At 74.3% G+C, this 20,356-nt stretch carries 18 protein-coding genes and 1 pseudogene; 6 read left to right on the top strand and 13 right to left on the bottom strand.

Going from position 1 to position 20,356, the window contains the following annotated elements:
* The first annotated feature begins 10 nt into the window (after window positions 1-10).
* Window positions 11-2,218 (top strand): hypothetical protein, encoded by a 2,208-nt coding sequence (locus ACFVS9_RS17525; protein ID WP_389933217.1) that lies wholly within the window; start codon window positions 11-13, stop codon window positions 2,216-2,218.
* Window positions 2,219-2,235: 17 nt separating this feature from the next.
* Here ACFVS9_RS17525 and ACFVS9_RS17520 read toward each other — a convergent pair whose 3' ends face one another.
* Entirely contained in the window at window positions 2,236-2,862 is a 627-nt protein-coding gene (locus ACFVS9_RS17520; protein WP_389933241.1) for a TIGR03086 family metal-binding protein, read from the bottom strand.
* An 84-nt stretch (window positions 2,863-2,946) separates the two neighbouring features.
* Between ACFVS9_RS17520 and ACFVS9_RS17515 the strand changes: the two genes are divergently transcribed.
* The gene (locus ACFVS9_RS17515; RefSeq protein WP_383117048.1) at window positions 2,947-3,939 is read left to right on the top strand and encodes a fibronectin type III domain-containing protein; all 993 of its coding nucleotides are present in this window, start codon (window positions 2,947-2,949) and stop codon (window positions 3,937-3,939) included.
* A gap of 75 nt (window positions 3,940-4,014) precedes the next feature.
* On the opposite strand, the gene ACFVS9_RS17510 is transcribed toward ACFVS9_RS17515, so the two are convergent.
* From ACFVS9_RS17510 to ACFVS9_RS17470, 9 genes and pseudogenes are all read right to left on the bottom strand, one after another.
* Window positions 4,015-4,224 carry a DUF397 domain-containing protein gene (locus ACFVS9_RS17510; RefSeq protein ID WP_389933214.1) on the bottom strand — a complete coding sequence of 70 codons (210 nt, stop codon included), beginning with the start codon at window positions 4,222-4,224 and terminating at the stop codon, window positions 4,015-4,017.
* Window positions 4,221-5,057 (bottom strand): helix-turn-helix domain-containing protein, encoded by an 837-nt coding sequence (locus ACFVS9_RS17505; RefSeq protein ID WP_389933211.1) that lies wholly within the window; start codon window positions 5,055-5,057, stop codon window positions 4,221-4,223. Before ACFVS9_RS17505 ends, ACFVS9_RS17510 begins: the two co-directional genes overlap by 4 nt.
* Window positions 5,058-5,241: 184 nt before the next feature.
* Entirely contained in the window at window positions 5,242-6,411 is a 1,170-nt protein-coding gene (locus tag ACFVS9_RS17500) for a VWA-like domain-containing protein (RefSeq protein ID WP_389933238.1), read from the bottom strand.
* Window positions 6,408-7,610: a sigma 54-interacting transcriptional regulator gene (locus ACFVS9_RS17495; protein WP_383117045.1), complete on the bottom strand. Its 1,203-nt coding sequence runs from the start codon at window positions 7,608-7,610 to the stop codon at window positions 6,408-6,410. Before ACFVS9_RS17495 ends, ACFVS9_RS17500 begins: the two co-directional genes overlap by 4 nt.
* The gene (locus ACFVS9_RS17490) at window positions 7,607-9,349 is read right to left on the bottom strand and encodes an ankyrin repeat domain-containing protein (protein ID WP_389933207.1); all 1,743 of its coding nucleotides are present in this window, start codon (window positions 9,347-9,349) and stop codon (window positions 7,607-7,609) included. The genes ACFVS9_RS17495 and ACFVS9_RS17490 overlap by 4 nt, the downstream gene beginning before the upstream one ends.
* Window positions 9,346-10,482, bottom strand: a complete 1,137-nt coding sequence (locus tag ACFVS9_RS17485; protein ID WP_389933205.1) for a gala protein — start codon at window positions 10,480-10,482, stop codon at window positions 9,346-9,348. The genes ACFVS9_RS17490 and ACFVS9_RS17485 overlap by 4 nt, the downstream gene beginning before the upstream one ends.
* Before the next feature lie 91 nt (window positions 10,483-10,573).
* Window positions 10,574-10,646: pseudogene (locus ACFVS9_RS17480) on the bottom strand.
* 223 nt (window positions 10,647-10,869) lie between these two features.
* Window positions 10,870-12,489: a malate synthase A gene (gene aceB, locus ACFVS9_RS17475; protein ID WP_389933202.1), complete on the bottom strand. Its 1,620-nt coding sequence runs from the start codon at window positions 12,487-12,489 to the stop codon at window positions 10,870-10,872.
* A gap of 253 nt (window positions 12,490-12,742) precedes the next feature.
* Window positions 12,743-13,348, bottom strand: a complete 606-nt coding sequence (locus tag ACFVS9_RS17470) for an NTP transferase domain-containing protein (protein ID WP_383117041.1) — start codon at window positions 13,346-13,348, stop codon at window positions 12,743-12,745.
* A 188-nt stretch (window positions 13,349-13,536) separates the two neighbouring features.
* On the opposite strand from ACFVS9_RS17470, the gene ACFVS9_RS17465 reads away from it, so the two are divergent.
* Window positions 13,537-13,854: a DUF5955 family protein gene (locus ACFVS9_RS17465; protein WP_383117040.1), complete on the top strand. Its 318-nt coding sequence runs from the start codon at window positions 13,537-13,539 to the stop codon at window positions 13,852-13,854.
* A gap of 2 nt (window positions 13,855-13,856) precedes the next feature.
* Here ACFVS9_RS17465 and ACFVS9_RS17460 read toward each other — a convergent pair whose 3' ends face one another.
* Together ACFVS9_RS17460 and ACFVS9_RS17455 are read right to left on the bottom strand one after the other, a co-directional pair.
* A complete protein-coding gene (locus ACFVS9_RS17460; protein ID WP_383117039.1) occupies window positions 13,857-14,489 on the bottom strand; it encodes a response regulator in 633 nt (210 codons plus the stop codon).
* Complete coding sequence (locus tag ACFVS9_RS17455) at window positions 14,486-15,679, bottom strand: sensor histidine kinase (protein WP_389933198.1); 1,194 nt, start codon at window positions 15,677-15,679, stop codon at window positions 14,486-14,488. The genes ACFVS9_RS17460 and ACFVS9_RS17455 overlap by 4 nt, the downstream gene beginning before the upstream one ends.
* 110 nt (window positions 15,680-15,789) lie before the next feature.
* Here ACFVS9_RS17455 and ACFVS9_RS17450 point away from each other — a divergent pair, with 110 nt between their 5' ends.
* Both ACFVS9_RS17450 and ACFVS9_RS17445 read left to right on the top strand, forming a co-directional pair.
* Complete coding sequence (locus ACFVS9_RS17450; protein WP_389933195.1) at window positions 15,790-16,875, top strand: ABC transporter permease; 1,086 nt, start codon at window positions 15,790-15,792, stop codon at window positions 16,873-16,875.
* Window positions 16,872-17,555 (top strand): ABC transporter ATP-binding protein, encoded by a 684-nt coding sequence (locus ACFVS9_RS17445; RefSeq protein WP_389933192.1) that lies wholly within the window; start codon window positions 16,872-16,874, stop codon window positions 17,553-17,555. The genes ACFVS9_RS17450 and ACFVS9_RS17445 overlap by 4 nt, the downstream gene beginning before the upstream one ends.
* A gap of 323 nt (window positions 17,556-17,878) precedes the next feature.
* Here the strand turns inward: ACFVS9_RS17445 and ACFVS9_RS17440 are convergent, their stop codons facing one another.
* Entirely contained in the window at window positions 17,879-18,679 is an 801-nt protein-coding gene (locus tag ACFVS9_RS17440) for an IclR family transcriptional regulator (RefSeq protein ID WP_383117035.1), read from the bottom strand.
* A 332-nt stretch (window positions 18,680-19,011) separates the two neighbouring features.
* On the opposite strand from ACFVS9_RS17440, the gene allB reads away from it, so the two are divergent.
* Window positions 19,012-20,355 carry an allantoinase AllB gene (allB, locus tag ACFVS9_RS17435; RefSeq protein WP_389933189.1) on the top strand — a complete coding sequence of 448 codons (1,344 nt, stop codon included), beginning with the start codon at window positions 19,012-19,014 and terminating at the stop codon, window positions 20,353-20,355.
* The last annotated feature ends 1 nt before the right edge of the window (window position 20,356 follow it).

Genomic DNA, 20,356 nt, shown 5'->3' with positions numbered 1-20,356 from the left:
GATCCGGCGCATGGATTCCCTCCTCTTCCCCGCCGAAGCCGAAGCCCGCGCATGGGCCGCTCTCACACACGCCTACGGCAGCGCGGCCGACGTGCCCGACAGCCTGCGCGCCCTGGCGGGTGACGACGACGAGGAGGCCGCGGACGCCCTGTCCGAGCTGTACGGCAGCATCCTCCACCAGGGTTCGGTGTACTCGGCCACGGCCCACGCGGTGCCCTTCCTCGCCCGGATCGCCGCCGCCGGGATCCGCGCGGCGGACGTGATCGCCCTGCTCGGCGGCATAGCGGAGAACGGAGCGGACGGGGGCGGGAGCGACGAGGCCGCCGCCCGCCGCGCCGTGACCGCCGAACTCCCCCTGCTGCTCGCGTCGCTGGACGACGAGGACAGCGCCGTACGCCAGGCGGCGGCCTGGGCCGCCGCCATGACCGGCGAGGCGGGCACCGCGTACGGGCCGCTCCGCGACCGCTTCACGGTGGAGACCGACCCGCAGGTCCTGGCCGAACTGCTCGGCGGCCTCGTCCACCTGGACCCGGGGAGGGCGGCGGCCCTCGCCGCGGGCGCCGTCGGGCCCGGCGGGCCGGCCGAGGTTCGGGTCGCCGCCGTCATGGCGTGCGTGGACGCGGGGGCGGACTGGGAGCCCGGGCACCACGACGCACTGCTCGCCCTGCTGCCCGCCGACCCGCACGTCGCCGGCCGGATGGACCTCGACCGCACCGAACCCCTCCAGTACGTGGTCTCGGCCCTGCTGCTCCGGGACACCCCGGCCGGCCGTGACGGCGCGTACGCACTGCTCGCCGCCGCGCTGCGCCGCGGCGAGCCGGGAGTGCTCGCCGAGGCCGTCCGGGCCTCGGAGTCGGCGGTGCAGATCTCGCGCAGCGCGCCGGAGCGGCTCGCGGGCCCGATGTGCGACGCGGTCCGACGGGACCCGTCGATCACGCCGGAGGTGCTGTCGCTGCTCCGGCTGCTCGGCGCCCACGCGGCTCCCGCCGCTCCCGTCCTGGCGGAACTCGCCGCGCGGGACGACGCGCAGGCGGACCAGGCGCTCGCCACGCTGGTCGTTGTCGACGCGGAGCGGGCCGTCCCGTTCCTGGCCGGTGACCTGGCCCGGCGGCCCCGGGCCCTCGACGCCGCGTGCGGAGGCCTGTTCGGCTCGCCCCGCGTCCCGTGCGACCCCGGCCTGCTCGCGGCGGTGCGCGCCCGGCTGGCCGAGCCCGGCGCGCTCGACGGTCAGGAGCCCTACCGTTACGCGGCCCTGCTGGAGTCCTGGGGCGGCGACGCGTCCTCCGCCCTGCCCGAGGTGCTGGCCGCGCTCGGGGCGTTCCCGCGGCAGATGACGAGGGCGCTGGCCGCGGTCTGCGCCCCCGAGGACCGGGCCGTGGCCGGCGAGGCACTGCGCCGGGAGGTCCGCTCGGGGCAACGGGAGGGAAGACCCGGCGCGGCCAAGGCGCTGTACGAACTCACCGATGACATCGAGCCCTTGCTGACCGTGCTGGCGGAGCTGCTGGAGGGCGGCGACGCGGACGGGAGGCGTGAGGCCGCGTCGGTCGCCGCCGGCCTCGGACCGCGCGCGGCGGTCCTGCTGCCCGCGCTGTCCGCCGCCGCGGGCGTACCCACCACGGAACGCACCGTCCCGGAGCTCGACGTGGCTGTCGCCGTCGCCGAGGCTCTGTGGCGGATCGCGGGCCGCGCCGAGGAGGCCGTGCCGCTGCTGCGGGGCGCGCTGTCCGGGACCGAGGCGAGCTGGATGAGGTGGACGGTCTCCAGGGCGGTCCGCGTCGTCGCGCAGCTGGGCGAGGAGGGCCGGCCGCTCACCGAGGCGCTGCGGGCGCTGCTGCCCGAACCGCTCCAGACCCCGGTGGTCGTGCCGGCCCTGTGTGCCGTGGCTCCGGAGACACTGGACGGGCCCGCGACGGCGGGGCTGCTGCTGGACTCGGCGGACATGGACGCGGACCCGTTCACGGCGCTGGACGCACTGCTGGAACTCGGCCCGGCCGCGATGACCGCCGAGCACCGCCGCCGTCTGACGGAGCTGGCCGAGAGGGATCTGCGCGTGACCGCCTCACGTGTGGAGGGGGCGACCGCGTCCGCCGACGAACGGTTCCAGGGGCGTGCGCGGGAGGTCCTTCGGACGCTCCGGGGACCGGGCGACGGGGCCTGGACCGAGGAGGCCGATCCGGGATCGCCGGAGTCGGGGAGCGTGGAGTCCGAGCCGCGGTAGGCCGGGCCCCGAGGCCGTCAGCCGCCCGGCCGCCGGTCGGGCCGGCGCCCGCCCAGCGCGATCACCCGGTCGGCCGGGACGGGCACCGGTGGACCGAAGACCGCGTCGGGGCCGGACCTGCCGTCGTCCCCGGGTGCCGGCAACGCCGCCGACGAGCGCGGGCTCGCCTCGTCCGCCCGGAACTCCTGCCCCGTGGACCTGGCCAGGTCCCAGCCGTGCACCACCAGCTCGTTGCGCGCGACCGTCCCGGCGACCTGACCGGGCAGATCCACCCCGCCTGCCCGGGTCATGCCCTCCAGCGCGTCCGGGGAGCGCCGGGCCGCGACCAGCTCGTCCAGCGGGGGCGGCAGTGCCGTGCGCCGGTCGGCGGGCAGTACCGGCAGGGCCGCTGTCGGAGGGGTGCCGGTCGTCGGGCCGGACTCCTTGTGTGCCGCGTCGCGGAAGGCGACGGTCAGCCCCAGGAGGTGCCCGGGCAGTTCCCGTACCGAGCGGTCCGGGCAGGGGGTCGGGCCGGCCGGCTGCCGGTCGTCGGCGGCGCCGATCAGTTCGCGGATCTGCCGCGCGGCCGGTTCCAGGTCGAGACCGGGCGCGGTTCCCTCAGGAGTGGCCGTAGCCTTCGGACCGTTCCCGGGCCCGGAACGCATCGCGGACATTGCGGAACGTTCCGATCCGTCCTCTTGTCGCCGACCCCACCCGCATGGCATATAGGTCTGGACCATTGCTGTCGGATGGAAGGCATCACCGTGCAACGCCCCCACGCACGCACCGCGTTGACCTGCTCCACCGCGCTGCTCCTCGCCGCGCTCACCGCCTGTGGCGGCTCCGCCGAAGCGGACACCGAGAATCCGGCGGCCCCCCGGGGTGTGACGGCCCAGGCCGGCAGTTCCACCTCCGTACACGTCATGTGGGAGCGGGCCTCGGACAACGAGGGCGTCACCGGCTACGACGTCTACCGTGAGGGGAAGAAGGCCGCGTCGGTGGGCGCGGCGAAGCTGATGACCGACATCAGCGGCCTCACCGCGTCCACGGCGTACACCTTCACCGTCAGGGCCCGGGACGCGGCCGGGAACCTCTCCGCCCCGAGCGCCGCCGTCCCCGTCACCACGCCCGCGACCCCGCCCGCCGACGCCGGGCCCCCCACCGCACCGTCGGTACTGCGGGGCAAGGCGGACAGCGGCCGGACGGTCAGCCTGTCCTGGGGCGGCTCCACGGACGACGTGGGCGTCACCTCGTACGACATCTACCAGGAGGACTCCCGGATCCACAGCGTCTCCGGCACGCGGACCACGGCCCGGCTGACGGGACTGCGCCCCGGCACGGTCTACACCTTCACCGTCCGCGCCCGCGACGCCGCCGACCGTTCCTCACCGGACAGCAACGCACTCGACCTCACCACCCCGTCCACGCCCGGCGCACCCCGGAGCACGGCCCCCACCGGGCTGCGTACGCAGGTGACGACGCGGGACGGTGAGTCCCTGCTCGACCTCTCCTGGGACCAGCCGGACACCGGGGGCACGATTCCGGCGTACCAGCTGTTCCTGAACGGCAAGCTGACCACCACGATCGTCTGGGGCGGTACACCGCCCACGGGCCGTGCGACGTACCGGCTCACCCTCACCGACCCGCCGGGCACCCGCTACTCCCTCAAGATCCGGCCCAAGCTCCCCGACGGGAAGTGGGGCGACTTCTCGGCGCAGCGCACGGTGGTGCTGGCCGGCTGAAGGGGTGGACCGGGGCACCCCGCGGCGCCCCGCCGCCGCATGGACCGGATGGCGGGGCGCCGTCGCCGTGCGGGGTCAGCAGCCCCGCGCGGCGAAGCCGACGAAGGCCGCCCAGCCGTCGGAGGCGACGGACAGGACCGGCCCTGCCGTGTCCTTCGAGTCGCGCACGTGCACGGTTCCGGGGCGGGCGGCGACCTCGACGCATTCGCCGCCGGCTCCGCTGCTGTAACTGCTTTTGGTCCACGCGGACTCGGGCAACGTCCCCAGAAGCGCTTCGGCGTTCATGTCTCTCCCAGAAATGTCTCGATGAGGGCCAGCGATTCGCGCGGAGTGAGTGCCTGGGCCCGGAGGACTCCGTACTGCTCCTCGAATTCCCGGACCGACCTTCGCTCCGTGTAGAGACGGCTGTCCTTGTGCGCCTCAACGTATGCGATCCTCCGCTCTTCCTTGGTCTCGATCAAGGTGAAGGGACCGGCCATTCCGGCGTGCTCCTCGCGCCGGGTGGGCATCACCTGGATCTCGACGTTGCGGTACTGACCGACCATCAGGAAATGTTCCAACTGCCCACACAGCACACCGTCCCCGCCCAGAGGGCGGTGCAGCACGGATTCCTCGATCACGAAGCTGATGGTCGGCCTGGGGCGACGGGAGTAGATCTCCTGCCTGGCCAGGCGTGCTGCCACCCGCTGCTCCACGACCTCTTCCTCCAGCAGCGGTCGCCACATCGCGAACACGGCCCGCGCATACTCCTCCGTCTGCAACAGTCCGGGCACGCCGTGGTTGGCGTACACGTGCAGCTCGATCGCCTCGGTCTCCAGCCGCGCCGCGTCCCGGAAGAACGCCGGGTACTGCGCCCGCGCCACCTCTTCCTTACTGGCCTTCAACACGCCGCCCGCGTCCAGCAGTTCGTCCGCCTGATCGATGAACTTCGGCTGCGGGATCCGGCGGCCCTGTTCGAAGGAGGCGATGGAGGAGGACGCGTATCCCGTCATCGCTCCGAACTCCGTGCGTTCCAGACCGGCCCGAACCCGGAAGAGCTTCAGGTGCTGCCCGAACACCTGGAGGATGCCCGAGCCGACCTCGTACTCGTGCTCCTGCCGCTGTCGCTGATCGTCCACGTCCCACGCCTCCCGTACCGTCCCCGTAGCCGAACCGTCCCGTCCACGGATCGGCCAACGCGTGTGGCCGGGGCGGGTCACGCCCGACGCCGCGTACAGTCCGCGCTCCGGCGCGTACAGCGCCGTCCTGTCGGGGTACGCCCGGACGTGTGGGCCCGGTAAGAGGGCTTCCGGCGCCGGGGGTTCAGCCGGGGACGCGTACGGTCTCGACCCACGGGGGAGCGGCCGGGGCGGACGGGCCGACGAGGGCGGCGACCAGGCGGCAGGACGGGCTCTCCTCGGGCCACGGGGTGTGGCCATCCGTCAGCACGACGATGATGTCCGGGCGTTCACGTCCCGCGAGGGCTGCCGCGATGCCGACGCGCATGTCGGTGCCGCCACCGCCGCTCAGCGTGATCTGTCCGGTGGAGGTCACGCGGGAGACGGCCTGCACATCGGCGTCGCAGGCGAGGACCGTCACCCGGTTTCCCCGGATCCCGACCTCACGCAGTACACCGGTGACCTCGGCGAGCGCGGCGGCGATCTCCCGCTCACCCATCGACCCCGAGGTGTCGATGACGATCGCCACGTGGGGGAGTGGCCGCCGCAGGCTCGGAAGCACGACGCCGCGCAGCGCGGCACTGCGCCGGGACGGCCTGCGGTAGGTGTAGTCGAGCGCCCCGGAGGCCCAGGCGGCGGCCTCCCGTACGGCGCCCGCGAGCGCCTGCCGCCAGTCCACCACGGGTTCCAGGACCTCCTCGGCCCAGCGCTTCCATCCGCCGGGCAGCGTGCCCCTGGCGCGTACGTGCGCGCGCATCGCCTCCGCCGTGTACCGCCTCAGGGCCTCCGCCTCGACCGTGCCGACCCCCGGCGCGCCCCCTCGCACGCCCGACTCCCAGGGGGCGGGCTGTCCGTGGGCGCCCGATCCGCAGTCGTGGGTGACGGGGAACGGCGGCAGGGCACGCAGGTACACCTCGAAGAGCTGTCCCTCGGGAAGGCCGAAGAGGCGGGGTTCCACGCGCCCGGCGGGCAGGGGCAGTCCGTCGGCGACGAGGTCGTCGTTGATCTCGCAGTCCTGCGCGACGTTCGCCCGGAGCCGGTCGCGCTGGTCCTGCGCGGGCAGCATCGCCGCCCGCCCGTGGTGGTCGCGCAGCAGGTGCGCCACCTCGTGCACCCACACCGCCGCCAGCTCCGCCACCGGCGTCCGTTCGACGAACGCGGGGGAGACGTAGCAGCGCCAGTGCCGGTCCACGCCCATGGTCGGCACCTCGTCGCTCGGCACCACCGTCAGGGCGTACAGCGCCGAGGCGAGGTACGGGCGGTCCGCCGCCGCCCGGTAGCGCGCCGCGAGGAGCTTCGTGGTGTCCAGGGTCAGCCGCCCTGCGGCAGGGCTCCGGACTGCCGCAGCAGGTCCAGGAAACCGTCGATCCCGGCCGGCACCGGCCAGTCGAGGCTGCGCATCGAGGCCAGGTCGACCGCCGCCCGGGCGGCCACGTCCGGCACCCCCGCGTCCACGGCCTTGGCCAGCACCGCCCACCCCGCTTCCCAGCGCTGCCTGGTGAGATCGCCCTGGACGGCGGCGACGACCGCGATCAGGAAGGCGAGCTGACGGTCCCCGCGACCGGGCAGCGCGAAGGCGTCGGGGTCGGCGAGCACGCGGTCCGGGTCGGGCAGGTCCAGGTGTTCCAGGTAGGACAGCAGCTCGATGCCCGCACCGTCCCCGACGGCACCGGTGAGCACGGCGGCGACGGCCTCCCGCCCCGCCCCCGCCGCGTAGCCGGTGGCCAGCAGCCGCAGGGCCATGTCCCAGGTCCGCGGCGACGGCCACGCCCGGCCCCGGCTCTCGGCGTCGGCCGGGAGGTGGTGCACGAGACCCGGACGGGCCGTCAGGAAGCCGGAGACGGCTCCCCGGGCGCGCGCCGCGGCGCCCGGCACCCGGGCAGGGTCGACGACGGGTACCCCGAGGTCCGGCCAGGTCCCCGCCAGACCGCGGGCCACGGTGCGCGGGTCGTGCGTCCACCGGAGGTGGACGAAGCGGTTGGCGAGCGGCGGACCGAGGTGCCAGCCGTCCGCCGCGCTCGACGGAGGGTTGGCCGCCGCCACGATCCGGACGGCCTCCGGGAGCCGCAGGCTGCCCACCCGCCGTTCGAGCACGACCCTCAGCAGAGCCGCCTGCACGGCGGGCGGTGCCGAGGACAGCTCGTCGAAGAAGAGCAGCCCCTGGCCGGCCCGGGACAGCCGGACCGCCCAGTCCGGTGGCGCCATCGGCACCCCTGTCACCGCCGGATCGTCCCCCACGACCGGCAGCCCGGCGAAGTCCGACGGTTCGTGGACGCTCGCGATGACCGTCTCCAGCTCCAGCCCCAGTCCGGCGGCGAGCTGCTCCATGCCGGCCGACTTGCCGATCCCCGGTTCGCCCCACAGCAGCACGGGCTGATTGGCCGTCACAGCCAGCGCGAGCGCCTCCAGTTGCGGGCTGTCGGCGGGCTCGGTGCGGGTGGTGCGCAGCCGCCGGTTGAGCTCGTCCGCCGCCGCCAGCGGTCCCGGGCCGGCGGGCCGGATGGTGGTGGTCACTGTTCCTCGTCCCTCTCGGCGTTCTCGAGCCACCTGTCGTACCAGGCGGACCCGATCCCCGGGTGCTCGGCGTCCACGCGCTCCCCGAGGAAGGCGAGATCCTCGCGCCTGTACCGGCGTGCCACCTGGGACAGCGACAGCTCGGTCACGTCGGTCACGTCGATCCGGGCCCCGGCGTCGAGCAGTGCGCGCACCAGTGCGGCGGATCCGCCCTCGGCCACCGCGACACCCAGCGGGGTCCGCTCCAGGTGGTCCCTGGCCTCCAGGTCGAGCCCGGCCGCCAGCAGCCGGGGCAGCAGGCGCTCGTGGTCGAGCAGGGGCAGCACGTGCAGCAGGCCCCGCTTCCTCGCGTCCTTCAGCCGGAGGTCCACACCGGCTGCCAGCAGCTCCAGAACTCCTGGGGTGTCCCCGTGCTGGGCGCGCAGGAACAGCTCCCGGCGCTGTGCCCGCAGTTCCCTGGGGAGCCGCCCCGTGCCCGACGTACAGGAGTGCTCCACCGCGAAGCAACCGGCGACGGCCCCGCCGAAGGCGCGCATGGCACTCTCGCGCTGCCGCTCCTCCTCGGTGTGCGGGGAGCGGAGCGCGCCGTCCCGGAAGACGACTTCGTGCCATTCGCCCCGGCACCGCACGCGCACGGGTCGCGGCGCCGTGGGACCCGGCGGGCCGAACGGTCCCCGGAGGGCGGGGAAGAGCGCGCGGGCGACCAACGGGTGCAGCCACCGCGGCGGCATGGCACCGGAGCGCAGCAGGTCGAGGTCGGGGAGCCGCCGCCAGGCCGCCTCCGGGAGGCGGGTGCCCAGGGCGGCCGGGTCCTTGCTCTCGACGACGCGGACCCTGAGGCGCCCGCCCGCGCCGTCGTCCGTCAGGTCGAGCAGGAGGTGCGCCCGCCAGGTCAGGCCGACCAGGAAGTGCTCCCCACCGACCGTGGCGGTCGCGCGCCGCACCGCCGGTTCCAGGCGGGGGATGTCGATCGCCATCCGGTGGACGGCCTCCTCGGGGTCCAGCCCGCGCCACGACCGCCGCGACGCCGGAAGTTCCGGGTCCCAGTCGACGCCCGCGGCGGCGAAGGCCGCGGAGACCTCGCCCTCCTGGTGGAGCAGGGTGACCCGCTCGGCCCGGCCCGCCGCATCGTCGGACGCGGCCAGTTCCCGGGGTGCGAGCGGGGTGCCGTCGTCGTGGAGGAAGGGAACACGGCCGACCGCGCCGACCGCCTCCCGGATGCCGTCCGTGTGCCGCGCGTCCCACAGCCACCGGTCCGCCCGCCAGTCCTCCGTACTGCGGCCGAGGACGCCGGGAGCCGCTTCACCGGGCACCGGGCCGAAGCGCAGGACGAGCCGCTGGGGCCCGTCGACCATCGCGGGCGTGAGCAGGTACAGGTACGGGGCGAGGGGCGGGCCTGACCCGTCCCCGTACCCCGCCAGGACGACGGTGCGGTCGGTGGCGATCGTCGAGCGCCCGCCCAGCACCCTGGGCAGGTGCCAGTGCACCAGGTCGGGCACCAGGTGGCGCAGGTCCGAGGTGAGGGAGGCGGCCACGGCCGCACCGTGGGCGGCGGCCACCTCCGCCGGGTCGAAGGCCACCTCGACCCCGGCCGCCGCGCACGCGCCGCGCCAGTCGCCGGCCAGCCGCCGCTCCGTGGCCCGCTCGACCCTCCAGCGGGGCACGGCGTAGCGGCGGGCCCGCCGCAGGCTGGACTCCTCCTCCGCGGAGATGAGCGGCGGCGCGGGACGGCGGCTCACCGGTACACGCTCCGGATCGCGCGCAGGTCCGGGTGGGTGCCGGTGTCCGGGCGCAGCCGCGCGGTGAAGGAACGCTTCACCTTGCGGGGGAGTCCGGGGCCGAGACCGACGTACTCCAGCGGGGAGTGCGTGCCGACCGCGCCCAGCAGTTCCTTGGCGCCCCGGCCGGTCAGTCCCGTGTGGGCCAGTTCCAGGCGCTTCAGAGGGCTGCCGGGAAGGGCGGTGGCCAGGGCGCGGACGCCGGCGTCGCCGGTCGTGTTGCCCGTCGCGCCGAGGCTCCGCTCCGACATGGGGCGGCCGAGACCGAGCGCCTCGACGCCGCCGAGCGCGTCCGCCAGCGCGTACGCTCCCGAGGGCCCGATCCCGTTGCCGCCGAGGCCGAGACGCACCGGACGCGCCGGGTCCGCCGCCGCCGCGAGCACGCGGGCGCCCGCGTCGCCCAGGTGGTTGGCCGGCAGGTACAGCTCCCGCACCCCGGCGTCACGCACCAGCGCCGCGAGGAGCGGGGCGGTCTCGGGGCCGAGTCCGTTGCCGCCGAGGAACAGCCTCTCCACGGGCTGCTCCCGCCCCGGGAGCACGCTCAGCAGGGACTTCAGACCGGCGGCGGTGATCCCGCAGTTGACCAGGTCGAGGGTGCGCAGCACGGTGGTGCGGGCCAGCATCGGCAGGAGCGCCCGGACACCCGCGTCGCCCAGCGGATTGCGCTTGAGCCACAGAGCCCGGACGGTGCCGTCCCCGGCGAGCGCCCCGGAGAGCGCGGCGGCGCCCTCGGCCCCGATGCGGTTGCAGCCGAGATAGACCGTCCGCAGCCCGTGGCCGCCCCCGCGCAGGGCGTCCGCGACCGCGCGGGCGCCCTCGTCGCCCAGGGAGTTGGTGCCGAGCAGGACGTGTTCCGCGTGCGGCGAGCGAGCGAGAGCGGGCATCACCCCGGCCGCACCGGCGGCCCCGAGGCCCTGCTTGCAGAGATCGACGCGCCCGTCACCGCGCAGGGTCCCCAGCGGGAACACCTCGTCCGCCCCGACCGGCCGCTCCGCCGCGAGCCGCCGCACCAGCGGCACCAGCAGCGCGGGGTCGGCGGGCGGGATGTCCGGGTGCTCGATCGCGGGGCAGCGCACGGGCATCGGCTGCGGCATCAACTCTCCAGTCCCTGGCCGGCGGACCGGCCGGAGCGGACCCCATGTCCACCGCCCGGCGCGCCGACGCCATCCCTCCGAGAACAGACGGCAGGACCGGCCGGATTCGAACCGGCGTCCTCCAGCTTGATGCGTGGGCGCGACGACCTCTGCGCTACGGCCCTGCCGTGCGTGATCATAGCGGCGCCCGGCTCGAAATCGCACATCAGTACGTCAGTTGGCGTCGGTGGCCGCCGGTTCCGGAAAGGCGCACGGGGACCGGCACCGCGCGGACCCCCGTCCTCGCGGCCGGACCGGGGCACCCGGAGACGTCCCCGCCGTGCTCCCCGAACGCAGCGGGGCGCCGCACCCCGCGCCGTGACGGGGGTGCGGCGCCCCGCGGAGGGATCAGCGCAGCTGCTCGTACGCCGGCAGCGTCAGGAAGTCCGCGTAGTCCTGGTCGAGCGACACCTGGAGCAGCAGGTCGTGGGCCTGCTGCCACTTGCCCGACTCGAAGGCCTCGTCGCCGGTCTCCGCGCGGATCGCGGCCAGCTCCTCGGCCGCGACCTCGCGGGCGAGGTCCGCGGTGGCGTGCTCGCCGTTCTCGAAGACCACGTCCGCGTTGATCCACTGCCAGATCTGCGAGCGCGAGATCTCGGCGGTGGCCGCGTCCTCCATCAGGTTGAAGATGGCGACCGCGCCCATGCCCCGCAGCCACGCCTCGATGTAGCGGATGCCGACCGCGACGGCGTTGCGCAGGCCGTCGTACGAGGGCTTCGCGTCGAGGGTGTCGATGGCGATCAGGTCGCCCGCGGCCACCGAGACGTCCTCGCGGAGGCGGTCCTTCTGGTTCGGCCTGTCGCCGAGGACCGCGTCGAAGGAGGCCATCGCGATCGGCACCAGGTCCGGGTGGGCCACCCACGAACCGTCGAAACCGTCGCCGGCCTCGCGGTCCTTGTCCGCCTTGACCTTCTCGAAGGCGACCTTGTTGACCTCGGCGTCGCGCCGCGAGGGGATGAAGGCCGCCATGCCGCCGATGGCGTGCGCGCCGCGCTTGTGGCAGGTGCGGACGAGCAGTTCGGTGTACGCCCGCATGAACGGGGCGGTCATCGTGACCAGGTTGCGGTCGGGCAGGACGAACTTCGCTCCGCCGTCACGGAAGTTCTTGACGATGGAGAAGAGGTAGTCCCAGCGGCCCGCGTTCAGCCCGGAGGCGTGGTCGCGGAGCTCGTAGAGGATCTCCTCCATCTCGTACGCGGCGGTGATCGTCTCGATCAGGACGGTCGCGCGGACCGTGCCCCGCGGGATGCCGACGTAGTCCTGGGCGAAGACGAAGACGTCGTTCCAGAGACGGGCCTCCAGGTGCGACTCCGTCTTCGGCAGGTAGAAGTACGGACCCTTGCCGAGGTCGATCAGCCGCTGCGCGTTGTGGAAGAAGTAGAGGCCGAAGTCGACCAGCGCGCCGGGCACGGGGGTGCCGTCGAGCTGGAGGTGGCGCTCGTCCAGGTGCCAGCCGCGCGGGCGCGTGACGACCGTGGCGAGCTCCTCGGCGGGCCTGAGGGCGTACGACTTGCCCGACCTCGGGTCGGTGAAGTCGATGTTCCGGGTGTACGCGTCGATCAGGTTGAGCTGGCCGGTGACGACGTTCTCCCACGTGGGGGCGGACGCGTCCTCGAAGTCGGCGAGCCAGACCTTCGCGCCCGAGTTCAGGGCGTTGACGGTCATCTTGCGGTCGGTCGGTCCGGTGATCTCCACCCGGCGGTCGTTCAGCGCGGCCGGGGCCGGGGCGACCTTCCACGTGTCGTCCGCGCGGACGGCCTCCGTCTCCGGCAGGAAGTCCAGCGTGGAGGTCCGGGCGATCTCGGCGCGGCGCTCGGCGCGGCGGGCGAGCAGCTCGTCACGCCGGGGGGTGAACCGCCGGTGCAGCTCGGCCACGAACGCGAGGGCCGCATCGGTCAGGACCTCGTCCTGCCTCGGCAGGGGCTCGGCATCGACGATGGCCAGCGGGGACGGCGCTGGTGCGGACATGAGCTGTCACTCCTTCAGCGGGTGGTGCGGCGGTATCCGACGGCCGCCGGGTGGCCCGGACGGCACGGGGTGCCAGGGCTCCGGGATGCGGCCACGGGTACCGCCGAGGACCGGAAGCGGAACCATGAGCTTCTGATCAGTGGATATTAGTTTCCTCATGGTGGAAGTTCAATGGTTTGTTGATGTCGAGATTCTCCGGTTCGACAGACGTGGTGCCGCGGTGGCGCGGCGTGCCAGGTCCGATACGTTCCGTTCACTCCAGGTGCGTCAGGTCCTCCGCGGTGTCGATGTCGTACGCCTGGGCCACGTCGGAGCACTCGACGAGCGTGATCGCGTCGCGCTGTGCCCGCAGATAGTCCCGTGCCCCCTGATCGCCGACCGCACCCGCCGCGATCTCCGCCCAGTGGCCGGCCCCGAACAGGACGGGGTGGCCGCGCTCCCCTCCGTACGACGCGGCCGCCAGGGTGGCCGGGGAGCGGTACGCCGAGCGGACCCGGGCCACCGCCTCCGCCCCGATGCCCGGCTGGTCGACCAGGAGGACCAGGGCCGCGTCCGCACCCGAACCGGCCAGGGAGGCCAGCCCCGCCCGCAGGGAGGAGCCCATGCCCTCCTCCCACGACGGGTTCACCGCCACCGCGCACCCCGAGAGGTCCGCCCGGGCCCGCACCTCGCCGGCCGAGGCGCCCAGGACGACGTGGACCGGGCCGCACCCGCCGTTGCGCAGGGCACGCACCGCGTGTTCGACCAGCGGCCGGCCGCGGTGCTCCAGCAGGGCCTTCGGCCGCCCGCCGAGGCGACGGCCGCCGCCCGCGGCGAGAAGTACCCCGGCGACCACGGGGATCCGTTGTGTGTGAGCCATGCGCCCTGGATACCACTGCGCCGCCCCGCCGGCGGATTGGCCGTCACCCCTCGGGGGTACCCTCGTTCCTTGTCCGCGCTGTGGCGTACGCCGCCTCCGGTGGCGTTAACCTGCGGGTGATCCCGGGCACTTGACCACTGTCCGGGGAGCGGGCCGACACACCGGCACGACGTGCGAGGGGGAGTGCTTTGTTGCGAAGCGTGGGGCAGGAGCGGTTGACCGGTAGCGGCGAGGATCCGAGAGTGACGGAGCTGCGTGCGGCCGTCTCCCGGCTCCGTCGCGAACTCGCCGGACATCCGGCCGAGTTCCCGGACCGGGGCATCGCCGAGGACGAGCTGGCCGCACTGGACGCCATGGCGGTCAGCGGGCGCCCCGAGATCCCCCGGCTGCGCCGCTCGCTGCTGCTGGTCGCGGGGGCGATCGGTTCCGTCAGCGCGCTGGCGCCCGGCCTGCGGGACGTGCGGATCGCCGTGGAGCTGTTCGGGGAACCGCCGCACCGGCCGTGAGGTCAGCGCCGGATCAGCCGGCGCGCGGTGGCGGCGGCGACCGCCGAGGTGCGGGAGTCGACGCCCAGCTTGGCGTAGATGTGCACCAGGTGGGACTTCACCGTCGCCTGGCTCAGGAAGAGCTCCTTGCTGATCCGCTGGTTCGACAGGCCTTCGCCGACCAGCTGGAGGACCTCCAGCTCGCGCCGGGTCAGGGCCTGGGCCGGGGTGCGCATCCGGTCCATCAGGCGGTGGGCGACCGCCGGGGCGAGCGCCGAACCGCCCGCCGCCGCCGTACGCACCGCCGCCGCCAGCTCCCGCGGAGGGGCGTCCTTGAGCAGGTAGCCGCCGGCCCCCGCCTCGACGGCGGCCAGGATGTCCGCGTCCGACTCGTACGTGGTCAGGATCAGCACCCGGGGCGCGTCCGCCGCCGCCGTGATCGCGGCGGTGGCCTCCGTACCGTGCATCCCCGCGCCGAACTGCAGGTCCATCAGGACGACGTCGAAGGCGCCGGTCGCGGCGAGGGCGACGGCCCGCTCGGCGGTGGCTGCCTCGGCGACGACCTCGAAGTCCGCCTCGGTGTCCAGGACGGCGCGCAGGCCCGCCCGGACCACCGGGTGGTCGTCGGCGAGCAGCAGCCTGATGGGGGCGCTCATGCGGCCGTGTCCTCCCGTCCGGCGACGGGCAGGGGCAGCGTGAGCGCCAGCGCCGTGCCCTGCCCCGGGGCCGACTCCACGCTCAGGGTGCCGCCCAGCGAGCGGGCCCGCGAGCGCATCGCCGGCAGGCCGAAGCCCCCGCTCCCCGCCTCCCGTCGCGTCGCGTCCGAGGACTCCGGGTCGAACCCGCGCCCGTCGTCCACGACGTCCAGCGACACCGATGTCCCCATGAAGCTGAGGGTGATCTCCGCCCGCCGCGCCCCCGAGTGCCGCACCGCGTTGGCCAGCGCGGACTGGGCGGTGCGCAGCAGCGCCACCTCGTAGGGGGTGGGCAGCTGCACCGGCGTACCGCTGACCGCGAACCGCACGGTGAGGTCCGGCGCCGAGGTGCTTGCCGCGAGCCGGGACAGGGCCGCCGCCAGCGAGCCGTTCTCCAGGTCGGGCGGGGTCAGCGCCCGTACGAAGCGGCGGGCCTCGGCCAGGTTGTCCTGGGCGGCCGCACGGGCACGGCGCACGTGGGCGGTGGCCGGGGCGTCCGGGGGGAGGGTGTGCTCGGCGGCCCGCAGCAGGAGCTGGATGCTGGACAGGCCCTGCGCGAGCGTGTCGTGGATCTCGCGGGCCAGCCGCTCCCGTTCGGCGAGGGTGCCCGCGGCGCGCTCCGCGTCGGCGAGTTCGGCCCGGGTGGAGACCAGCTCGTCGATGAGCTCGCGACGGCGCTCGCTCTCCCGGAACAGCGCGTCGTACCCGAGCACGGTGGCGACGGCCACCGCCGCCCCGAGCGGCGGACCGATGAACGTGCCCGGACCGGTCTCCTGGCCGTGCAGGACGAAACCGGCGACGGCGGCACCCGCGGTGACCGCCACGGCGGGGAGCCCCCACCGCACCGGGAGCAGGTGCAGTTGCAGGAAGTACAGCGGGAAGGCCACCCACAGGGCGTCGGGCGACAGGGCGAGCAGGGCCAGCCAGACGGCGCCCAGCGCGGCGAGCCAGACCGCGGCGGCCCGGGTGTGCGGCTGTACGACGGGGGCCAGCGCGCCCGCCCCGTACAGCACGGCCATCACCGCCGCCAGGACCACGACGGCGGTGTCGCCCACCGTGCGGACCACGACGAGCGCCAGCAGTCCCACCAGCAACGCGTGCAGACAGAGCCGCAGCGCGGTGGTGACGTGGGTGTGCGAACGCGGATCCATGGTTGTTCCAGGGTAGGGGCGACGGGCGCGCGGCCGGTCAACCGAAAGGTTGACGTCCTGCCCGTCCGGCGCGCGATGTCCCCCCGGGACCGGGGCCCGAGCCTGGAGTCATGTTCGTCGCATGGAGAGATCTGCGGTTCGCCAAGGGCCGGTTCGCACTGATGGGCGCCGTCGTGGTGCTGATCACCCTGCTGGTGGGGCTGCTGTCCGGCCTGACGGCCGGGCTGGCCAGGGAGAACACCTCGGCCGTCACGGGGCTGGACGCCCAGCACCTCGCGTTCGCCGCCCCGCCGGACGGCCGGGCGGTGTCCTTCACCGACTCGGCCGTCGAGGAGAGCGCCTGGCGCGCCTGGGCCGCGCAGCCCGGGGTCACCGCCGCCGAACCCCTCGGGATCCGTACCGTGGAGGCCGCCACCGGGGACGGGGACCGCACGGCCGCGGTCTCGGCGTTCGGTGTCCGGCCGGACGGCGGGCTCGCACCCGGGACGGTGGCGGAGGGCAGAGCGGTGCTCTCCCGGCAGGCCGCCGCCGACCTCGGCGCCCGCACCGGGGACACGCTCCGGGTGGGCGGCGCCGAGGTGACCGTCGCCGCGGTCGAGGGGGACGCCTCGTACAGCCACACCCCGGTGGTGTGGACCTCGCTCGCCGACTGGCAGCGGGCCGGACGGGACGGTGGCGCGGCCGGACGGGCCACCGTGATCGCGCTGACCACCGACGGCGCCGACCTCGCGGCCGGTGACGAGGCGGCGGGCACCCGCACCCTGAGCCTGGACGAATCCCTCACCGCGATCGGCTCCTACCAGGCCGAGAACGGATCCCTCCAGCTGATGCGCGGCTTCCTCTTCGCCATCTCCGCGCTGGTCATCGGCGCCTTCTTCACCGTGTGGACCATCCAGCGCGGCGGCGATGTCGCCGTGCTCAAGGCGCTCGGCGCCTCCACCCCGTACCTGCTGCGGGACGCCCTCGGGCAGGCCCTCGTGATGCTCACCGCCGGTACGGGCATCGGCACCGCGCTCGCCGCGGGCATCGGGGCGCTGGTCGGGGGCGGGGACGGCGCCGTGCCGTTCGTCCTGGACGCGTCGACCGTCCTCGTCCCGGCCGCCGTCATGATCGCCCTGGGCGCGGGCGGCGCCGCCCTGTCCGTCCGGCGGATCACCGCCGTCGACCCCCTCACCGCACTCGGGAGCGCCCGATGACCCTCACCCTCACCGACGTCACCCTCACCTACCCCGACGGCGACACCCGGCTCACCGCGCTCGACCGGGTATCCCTGGACGTCCCCGCGGGCACGCTCACCGCGGTCGTCGGGCCGTCCGGCTCCGGGAAGTCCAGCCTGCTCGCCGTCGCCGCCACCCTGGTCACCCCGGACCACGGGCGGGTCGTCGTGGCGGGTACGGACACCGCCGGGCTCGGCCGCTCCGGGAAGGCGGCACTGCGGAGGGAACGCGTCGGCATCGTCTTCCAGCAGCCGAACCTCCTGCCGTCACTGACCGCGGCGGAGCAGGTGCAGGTGATCAGCCATCTGTCCGGCGGAGCGGCACGCGGCGCCCGGTCCCGCGCGCTGGAACTCCTGGACGCGGTCGGCCTCGCCGGCCAGGCGGACCGCAGGCCGCACCAGCTGTCCGGCGGACAGCGCCAGCGCGTCAACATCGCGCGGGCCCTCATGAACGAGCCCGCGGTGCTGCTCGTCGACGAACCGACCAGCGCGCTCGACCACGAACGGGGCGCCGCCGTCCTGGACCTGCTGGCCGGGCTGACCCGCGACCGGTCGACGGCCACGGTCCTGGTCACCCACGACCTGGCGCACCTGGACCGGGTGGACAGGACGGTGACGATGGAGGACGGCCGTCTGACCGCCGCACCGGCGCCGGCGTGAGAGCCCCGGGCGGAGCGGAGTCAGGTGCGCGCCCGGGGCCCGGGGCCCGAGCCGCCTGGACCCGGGACCGCTGCCCGTGAGCCCTTGGTGGGGCGCCGTGACGTGAGGAGCCACGTGGACCCGGGACCGCTGCCCGGGAGCACGGGGTGGGGCGCTGTCACGTGAGGAGTCACCCGGACCGGTGAGTCCCTGGGCCGGGAGCCCGGTCGTGCGCGTGGTGACGACGCGAGTACCCCGCCCGAGAACCCCGGACCGGGCCGCCGGACCAGCCCGAGCGCCCCGGTCAGGGCGACGCCGCCCGGCAGTGTGCCGGGCCCCGCGTCTCAGGCGGTCGGCCCGCTGCTCGCCAGGGCCTCGGAGAGCTCCTTCGCGATCTGCTGGAGGATCGGCACGATGCGCTCGGTCGCCGTCTCCGTCACACGCCCCGCCGGTCCCGAGATCGAGATGGCGGCCGAGGTCGGGGAGTCCGGCACGGACACCGCGAGACAGCGGACCCCGATCTCCTGCTCGTTGTCGTCCACCGCGTAACCCGCCCGCCGCACCTGTTCGAGCGCGTCGAGGAAACCGTCCGGGGTGGTGATCGTCTTCTCGGTGGCCGCGGGCATGCCCGTACGGGCCAGCAGGGCGCGCACCTCGTCCGGCGGGGTGTGCGCGAGGAGTGCCTTGCCGACCCCCGTGGAGTGGGGGAGGACCCGTCGGCCGACCTCGGTGAACATCCGCATCGAGTGCTTCGACGGCACCTGGGCGACGTAGACGATCTCGTCCCCGTCGAGCAGCGCCATGTTCGCCGTCTCGCCGGTCTCCTCGACCAGGCGCTGGAGGTACGGGCGCGCCCAGGTGCCCAGCAGCCGGGACGCGGACTCGCCGAGGCGGATCAGGCGCGGGCCCAGCGCGTAACGCCGGTTGGGCTGCTGGCGTACGTAACCGCAGACGACCAGCGTGCGCATCAGCCGGTGGATGGTCGGGAGGGGGAGCCCGCTGCTCGCGGAGAGTTCGCTGAGCCCGACCTCGCCCCCGGCATCCGCCATGCGCTCCAGCAGATCGAAGGCGCGCTCGAGTGACTGCACGCCGCCGCTGGGACCGGCGGGCTTGGAGTCGGATGTGCTGGCGTGGGACGGCGGCACGTCAACGGTCCTTTCGAAGCGGAGGCAAGGCAGCAGCCTACCGGGCCGTTCCCGATCGGCCCACTGCTCCCGGTGCGGCGTCCTTGCCGGTCAGGACCTGTTTTGTCCTGGTGTCGACGGTCCGGCCCGCGTCCGGGCCGAAGCGCGGGTACGCCACACCTGGCCCATTCTACGTTCCGCCTGCCGAAAATGAACTTTTACTTTGTGGAAATCTCCAATCGGCCCCACCCATGGTCCACTGGTCGCCGCACGGGACGAGTGAGGCCTTGACGGGCCGCTTCCCCGAGTGAAGACTCCTTCAACAATTCGTTGAATCTGCGTGAGGAGCACAGGTGTCCGGTGTGGACGTGAAGCTGGTACTCCGCTCGACGCGCGTCGTCACCCCCGAGGGGACGCGGCCCGCGTCGGTGCTGGTCGCCGGTGGGGAGATCGAGGCGGTTCTGCCGTACGACGCCGGGGTGCCGGGCGGTGTGCGTGTCGAGGACTTCGGTGACGACGCTCTGCTGCCGGGTCTCGTCGACACCCATGTCCATGTGAACGACCCGGGGCGCACCGAGTGGGAGGGTTTTTGGACCGCTACCCGTGCCGCGGCGGCGGGGGGTATCACCACGCTGCTCGACATGCCGCTCAACTCGCTCCCGCCGACGACCACGGTCGAGCACCTGCGTGTCAAGCAGCGCGTCGCCGCCCCGAAGGCGCATGTCGACACCGGTTTCTGGGGTGGCGCCGTGCCGTCCAACGCGAAGGACCTCCGCCCGCTGTACGAGGCCGGGGTGTTCGGCTTCAAGTGCTTCCTCTCGCCTTCCGGTGTGGAGGAGTTCCCCGAGCTGGACCAGGAGCAACTGGCGCGCTCCATGGCGGAGATCACGGGCTTCGGCGGCCTGCTGATCGTGCACGCCGAGGACCCGCACCACCTCGCCGGTGCGCCGCGCGGGAGCGGGGGGAAGTACGCCGACTTCCTGGCGTCCCGTCCGCGTGACGCCGAGAACGCCGCGATCGAGGGCCTCATCGCCCATGCCAGGCGCCTGAACGCCCGCGTCCACGTCCTGCACCTCTCCTCCGGCGACGCGCTGCCGCTGATCGCCGCGGCCAAGCGCGAGGGCGTACGCGTCACCGTCGAGTCGTGCCCGCACTTCCTGACCCTGACCGCCGAGGAAGTCCCCGACGGGGCGACCGAGTTCAAGTGCTGTCCGCCGATCCGTGAGGCCGCGAACCAGGACGCCCTCTGGGCCGGGCTCGCCGACGGGACGATCGACTGCGTCGTCTCCGACCACTCACCCTGCACCACCGACCTGAAGACCCCCGACTTCGCATCCGCCTGGGGCGGGATCTCCTCCCTGCAACTGGGTCTTCCGGCGATCTGGACCGAGGCGCGCCGTCGGGGGCACACGCTCGACGACGTGGTGCGCTGGATGGCGGCCGGTCCCGCGCGTCTGGCCGGTCTGGGCAGGAAGGGGGCGATCGAGGCCGGGCGCGACGCGGACTTCGCGGTCCTGGCGCCCGAGGAGACCTTCACCGTCGATCCCGCCGGCCTCCACCACCGCAACCAGGTCACCGCCTACGCCGGCAAGACCCTGCACGGCGTCGTCAGATCCACCTGGCTGCGCGGCACCCGGATCGCCGCCGACGGCGTACTCGCCGAGCCCACCGGCCGACTCCTGGAGAGGAACAGCTGAC

Origin of the sequence: Streptomyces sp. NPDC058008 (assembly GCF_042886395.1) — a bacterium.
In the GTDB taxonomy this organism is placed as follows: Bacteria; Actinomycetota; Actinomycetes; order Streptomycetales; family Streptomycetaceae; genus Streptomyces.
Note: the sequence above shows the minus strand (reverse complement) of the source record. Positions and strands in the feature narration are given on the sequence as shown.

Bases quoted from the DNA above. Each gene is read 5' to 3' on its own strand.
- ACFVS9_RS17525 (WP_389933217.1), top strand. From the start codon at position 11: ATGGATTCCCTCCTCTTCCCCGCCGAAGCCGAAGCCCGCGCATGGGCC.
- ACFVS9_RS17520 (WP_389933241.1), bottom strand. From the start codon at position 2,862: ATGCGTTCCGGGCCCGGGAACGGTCCGAAGGCTACGGCCACTCCTGAG.
- ACFVS9_RS17515 (WP_383117048.1), top strand. From the start codon at position 2,947: ATGGAAGGCATCACCGTGCAACGCCCCCACGCACGCACCGCGTTGACC.
- ACFVS9_RS17510 (WP_389933214.1), bottom strand. From the start codon at position 4,224: ATGAACGCCGAAGCGCTTCTGGGGACGTTGCCCGAGTCCGCGTGGACC.
- ACFVS9_RS17485 (WP_389933205.1), bottom strand. From the start codon at position 10,482: ATGCCGCAGCCGATGCCCGTGCGCTGCCCCGCGATCGAGCACCCGGAC.
- aceB (WP_389933202.1), bottom strand. From the start codon at position 12,489: ATGTCCGCACCAGCGCCGTCCCCGCTGGCCATCGTCGATGCCGAGCCC.
- ACFVS9_RS17470 (WP_383117041.1), bottom strand. From the start codon at position 13,348: ATGGCTCACACACAACGGATCCCCGTGGTCGCCGGGGTACTTCTCGCC.
- ACFVS9_RS17460 (WP_383117039.1), bottom strand. From the start codon at position 14,489: ATGAGCGCCCCCATCAGGCTGCTGCTCGCCGACGACCACCCGGTGGTC.
- ACFVS9_RS17455 (WP_389933198.1), bottom strand. From the start codon at position 15,679: ATGGATCCGCGTTCGCACACCCACGTCACCACCGCGCTGCGGCTCTGT.
- ACFVS9_RS17450 (WP_389933195.1), top strand. From the start codon at position 15,790: ATGTTCGTCGCATGGAGAGATCTGCGGTTCGCCAAGGGCCGGTTCGCA.
- ACFVS9_RS17445 (WP_389933192.1), top strand. From the start codon at position 16,872: ATGACCCTCACCCTCACCGACGTCACCCTCACCTACCCCGACGGCGAC.